Source organism: Acidovorax sp. KPB24-07, assembly GCF_057543315.1.
Genome location: NZ_BAAJYS010000310.1, coordinates 1 through 4,020, shown reverse-complemented (window position 1 = coordinate 4,020; position 4,020 = coordinate 1). Strand labels below are relative to the sequence as shown.

The window sequence follows — 4,020 nt, the reverse complement described above, 5'->3', positions numbered from 1 at the left end:
TGATCGACAAGCTGGGCGCGCGCCTGCATGTCTTTGCCGCCGACGGGCGCTGGCGCGGCAGCGCGGCCGTGCTGCTGGGCTCCGCCCGCGGCGACGCCTCGGTGCCCGGCATCGGCGACAAGCCCCTGTCGAAGATCCGGCCCGAGGAGCGCACCACCCCGGCCGGCCGTTTCATCACCGAGCCGGGGCTGAACCTGCGCGGCGACCACATCGTCTGGATCGACTACGACGCCGCCGTGTCGCTGCACCGGCTGCGCAGCGTGAGCCCCGCAGAGCGCCGGCGCGAGCGGCTCGTGCATGGCAGCGCCGAGGACAAGCGGATTTCCTACGGCTGCGTGAACGTGGACGCGGCGTTCTACGACCGGCTCATCGCGCCCGTGTTCGGCCAGTCGGCGGGCGTGGCGTACATCCTGCCGGACACTTGGTCTTTTGCGACTGTTTTTGCAGCGGCCAGCGCTTATCCGTAAAGCGGCGGCGGCCTGTTGGGCTCAAACGGCGGCGCGCTCCAGCCGGAACACCGGACGGCGCTCGCCCACGGGCACGCCCCGCGCGCTCAGCAGCGGCGCGGCACGCCAGGGCGCCAACGCGGCGCGCTGGGCGTCATTCATCCAGCCCAGCTGGTCCAGCACCTCGACGGCGGCGGCGATCTGCGCGTTCATGTTGCCGTCCATGACCTTGAGCGCGAAGGCCTCGCCCCGGCTGCGGCTGCCCAGCACCTGCACGCCATCGGCGCCCGTCTTGGACACCCAGTCGCCCCCGCCGGCCCGCATGAAGTCGGCATCGTGCCGCCCCGTGCCCGAGCCCAGCACAGGAAACGCCACCATGGCATCGGCCAGCGCCGCCAGGTGCGGGCCCAGGTCGCTGTCCTGCGGGGCTTCGCCGGCCAGCCGGGCGTAGCCCCGCGCCAGGTGCGCCAGCGGCATGGCGTAGTTGGGCGCCGAGCAGCCGTCGACGCCCATGGCCAGCTCTTCGGGTGCGAGCCCTACGGCGCTGGCGACCTGCTCGCGCACCTGGGTCTGCAGCGGGTGCGTGGGGTCGGTGTAGTCGGGCAAGGAGAGGCCCTGCTGCACGCAGTACGCAACGAACCCCGCATGCTTGCCGCTGCAGTTGTGGTGGCGCTCGTCGTGCACGGCGCCGGGCGCCAGCGTGCCCAGCCCGAGCGCCGCGAACAGCGGCACGTGGCAGCCGCAGCGCAGCACGGTGTGGGCCTGGCCCACGCTGTCGAGCATGCCCTGCACCACCTGCACGTGCTGCGCTTCGCCGTTGTGGCTGGCGCACAGCAAGGCCAGTTCGCGCTCGCCCCAGGCGAGGGCATGCACGCCCCAGGCGAGGGCGTGCACGCCCCCGGACCGCAGCAGCGGCAGGGCCTGGAAGGCCTTGATGGTGGAGCGGGTGAACACCCGCGCGCATGGGTCGCCCACCTGCGCGAGCAGCCGGCCCTGCCGGTCCACCACGGCCACCGAGCCGGCATGCAGGCTTTCAGGAATGCCGCCACGGGTGAGTTCGATCAATGGGGCATGGTGCATGGGGCAACTCGCTTTGGTTTGGGTGCTGGGCCTGCCCCACGGGCAGGCAGATGGAAAGATCCCGGCGCTGCCGCGTCAGTGCGGCAGCACGGTGCCGCCCGACACGCGAAAGCCCACCGTCGGCCCGCCGGCCACCTTGCCCAGCGGCACCCCGAGGGCGATCACCCCCGTGCCATGCAGCAGGCAGGCGTCGCGGCGCAGGTTGACGACGGTGCTGCCCCCCCCGAAGTGCACCCAGGTGCCGAAGCTGCTGAGGTCGGTGAGCACGAAGGTGCCGTTGCGCCAGTCGATGCGGGCATGCAGGCGCGAGACCCGGGGGTCGCCCACATGCACCTGGGCCTGCGTGGCGCGGCCCAGGTGCACGGGCGTTTGCGTGGACAGGAAGGCGCGGTGCGCGCCGCCCCAGGACAGTTCCAGGCAGGCGCTGCCGGAATCGAGCGGCATCACCGCGCTGGGCAGCGCCGCCTGCATGGTGACCGAATCGCCCTCCTCGCCATCGCGCCATTCGACCTGGTACATGACGATGGGCTCGGACCGCCCGCGCAGGTCCATGGCGCCCAGGCGCACGAACCAGGTGCCGTCCACCGCTCCCGCCTGCTCCACGGTGCTTTCGGTGGCCCAAATCTCGCGCGGGCCTGCACGCTCGGACAACCGGGCGGCCACGTTGACCGCGTCGCCGTAGCAATCGCCGTCCACCTGCACGATCTCGCCACTGGCCAGGCCCGCCCGCAGGTCGAGGCGCAGTTCTCGCGGCCAGGCGTGCATGCGGTGGTGGTGGCTGCGCATCATCGCGGCCATGGCGGCCACGCCGGCCGCGCCGTCCTCGAACACGCCGAGCACGCCGTCGCCCAGCGTCTTGACCACGCGGCCGCCATGGGTGGTGACGGTCTCGCCGATCCAGTCGGTCAGCTGGGTCACGGCGGCGGTCGCACGTGCGTTGCCCACAGCCTCGAACAGGGCGGTGCTGCCCGCGATGTCGGCGAACACGACGGTGTGCACCGCGCCGCCCGTCATGGCGCGGCCTTCCGGCGAGCGCCTGGCCGCGTGGTGGCGCCAGGGCCTTCAAAGATCAGGGATGCGTGCACGCAACACGCGAACAGACGAGGCACGGAGGGGAAAGAATGGAAACGGAATGCAAATTATGGGGCCGGCTCGGGCGGCCTGCAGCGGGGCATGGAAGGTGGCCCCGCCCACGTTCCTCAGTGGGTGTGGCCCCAGTACAGCAGCGCGTCGCGCCCCTCGACCGACAGCGACACCGTGGCGCCCACGGGCAGCAGCACCTTGGTGGCGACATGGCCGTAAGGCAGGTTGGTCAGCACCGGCGCCTTGATCTGCGTGCGCAGCCAGTCCACCACGCTCTGCAGCTTGAATCCCTTGTCGTGCGGTGCGAGCTTGTAGCCGGTGAACTGGCCCAGGATCACGGCCTTTTGCTGCGCCAGCACGCCCGCATGCAGCAATTGCGTGAGCAGGCGCTCCACGCGGTAGGGATGCTCGTTCACGTCCTCGATGAAGAGGATGCCGCCGCGCACCGCCGGCAGGTAGGGCGTGCCCACCAGCCCGGCCAGCACGGCGAGGTTGCCGCCCCACAGCTGCGCGCTTTTCAGGTAGACGTCGCGCACCGCGGGCTGGCCGGCGGCGCTGGGCTTTTCGGCGTTCATGCGCCAGCCGCTGCCCTCGCCGTGGCCGGTGAGCAGGTCGTCCAGGCAGGCCAGCACGATGTCGTCGGGCTCGCCTTCCGGGCCCAGGTCTCCGCACAGCGAGGGGCCAGCCCAGGTGATGGCGCCGGTCTTGGCCAGCAGTGCGTTCTGGAACGCCGTGAAATCGCTCACGCCGACGAAGCGCGTGCCCCCCGCAACCGCCTTGGCCACCGCCTTGTAGCGGATGCCCGGCAGGATGCGGGTGATGCCATAGCCGCCGCGCGAGATCAGGGCCAGGTCGGCGCCGCTGGCCGCCGCGCGGTGGATGGCCGCCAGCCGGGTGGCGTCGTCGCCCGCGAAGCGCGTGTGCGTGGCCAGGGCATCGGCATCCACCTCGACCTCGTGCCCCAGGGCCTTCAGGCGGGCGATGCCGCGCTTGAACGCCGCCTTGTCGCGCACCGCGCCGGAGGGCGAGTAGATGTAGATGTGCCGGGGGCCGTGGTCGTGGCCGCAATGGGCGTGGTCGTCATGGGATGCAAGGGACAAGGCATTCAGGCCGCGCGGGCCTGCTCCGGTGGATGCGGTGTGTGCGCCGGTGCGGCCGGCGCGCTAGGGTCGGAAGTATTCCACAGCCCGCGCGGCGATTTCGGCGCCCTGCTCCGGCACGAAATGCCCCGCACCGGGCACTGCCAGCGGCGGCGGGCTGCCGCGCACCAGGGCCTGCAGGGATTGCATGGCCGCAGGGCCCAGCGCGGCGTCCGGCGCACCGGCCACCAGCAGGCTGCGGCCTGTCCATTCGCCCTGCCAGAAGCGGCGGGCCGCCAGGGCCATGACGGCGCCCTCGGGTTCCTCCGGCA

4 protein-coding genes and 1 pseudogene are annotated in these 4,020 nt (G+C 72.0%); 1 reads left to right on the top strand and 4 read right to left on the bottom strand.

Annotated elements, in window-relative coordinates; translation table 11 throughout:
• Window positions 1-467, top strand: a 467-nt coding sequence (locus AC27IQ_RS19925) for a hypothetical protein (protein ID WP_487090519.1), incomplete at its 5' end; no start/stop codon positions are given.
• Between the two features lie 21 nt (window positions 468-488).
• Here AC27IQ_RS19925 and AC27IQ_RS19920 read toward each other — a convergent pair.
• From AC27IQ_RS19920 to AC27IQ_RS19905, 4 genes and pseudogenes are all read right to left on the bottom strand, one after another.
• Window positions 489-1,526: an asparaginase gene (locus AC27IQ_RS19920; protein ID WP_487090517.1), complete on the bottom strand. Its 1,038-nt coding sequence runs from the start codon at window positions 1,524-1,526 to the stop codon at window positions 489-491.
• 75 nt (window positions 1,527-1,601) lie between these two features.
• On the bottom strand, window positions 1,602-2,540 hold the full coding sequence (locus tag AC27IQ_RS19915; RefSeq protein ID WP_284431236.1) for an adenylate/guanylate cyclase domain-containing protein: 939 nt from the start codon (window positions 2,538-2,540) through the stop codon (window positions 1,602-1,604).
• Between the two features lie 185 nt (window positions 2,541-2,725).
• A complete protein-coding gene (locus AC27IQ_RS19910; RefSeq protein WP_487090515.1) occupies window positions 2,726-3,709 on the bottom strand; it encodes an LD-carboxypeptidase in 984 nt (327 codons plus the stop codon).
• 63 nt (window positions 3,710-3,772) lie between these two features.
• Window positions 3,773-4,020 (bottom strand): annotated as a pseudogene (locus AC27IQ_RS19905) (tRNA adenosine(34) deaminase TadA); the annotation flags it as partial.

Bases quoted from the DNA above. Each gene is read 5' to 3' on its own strand.
- AC27IQ_RS19920 (WP_487090517.1), bottom strand. From the start codon at position 1,526: ATGCACCATGCCCCATTGATCGAACTCACCCGTGGCGGCATTCCTGAA.
- AC27IQ_RS19915 (WP_284431236.1), bottom strand. From the start codon at position 2,540: ATGACGGGCGGCGCGGTGCACACCGTCGTGTTCGCCGACATCGCGGGC.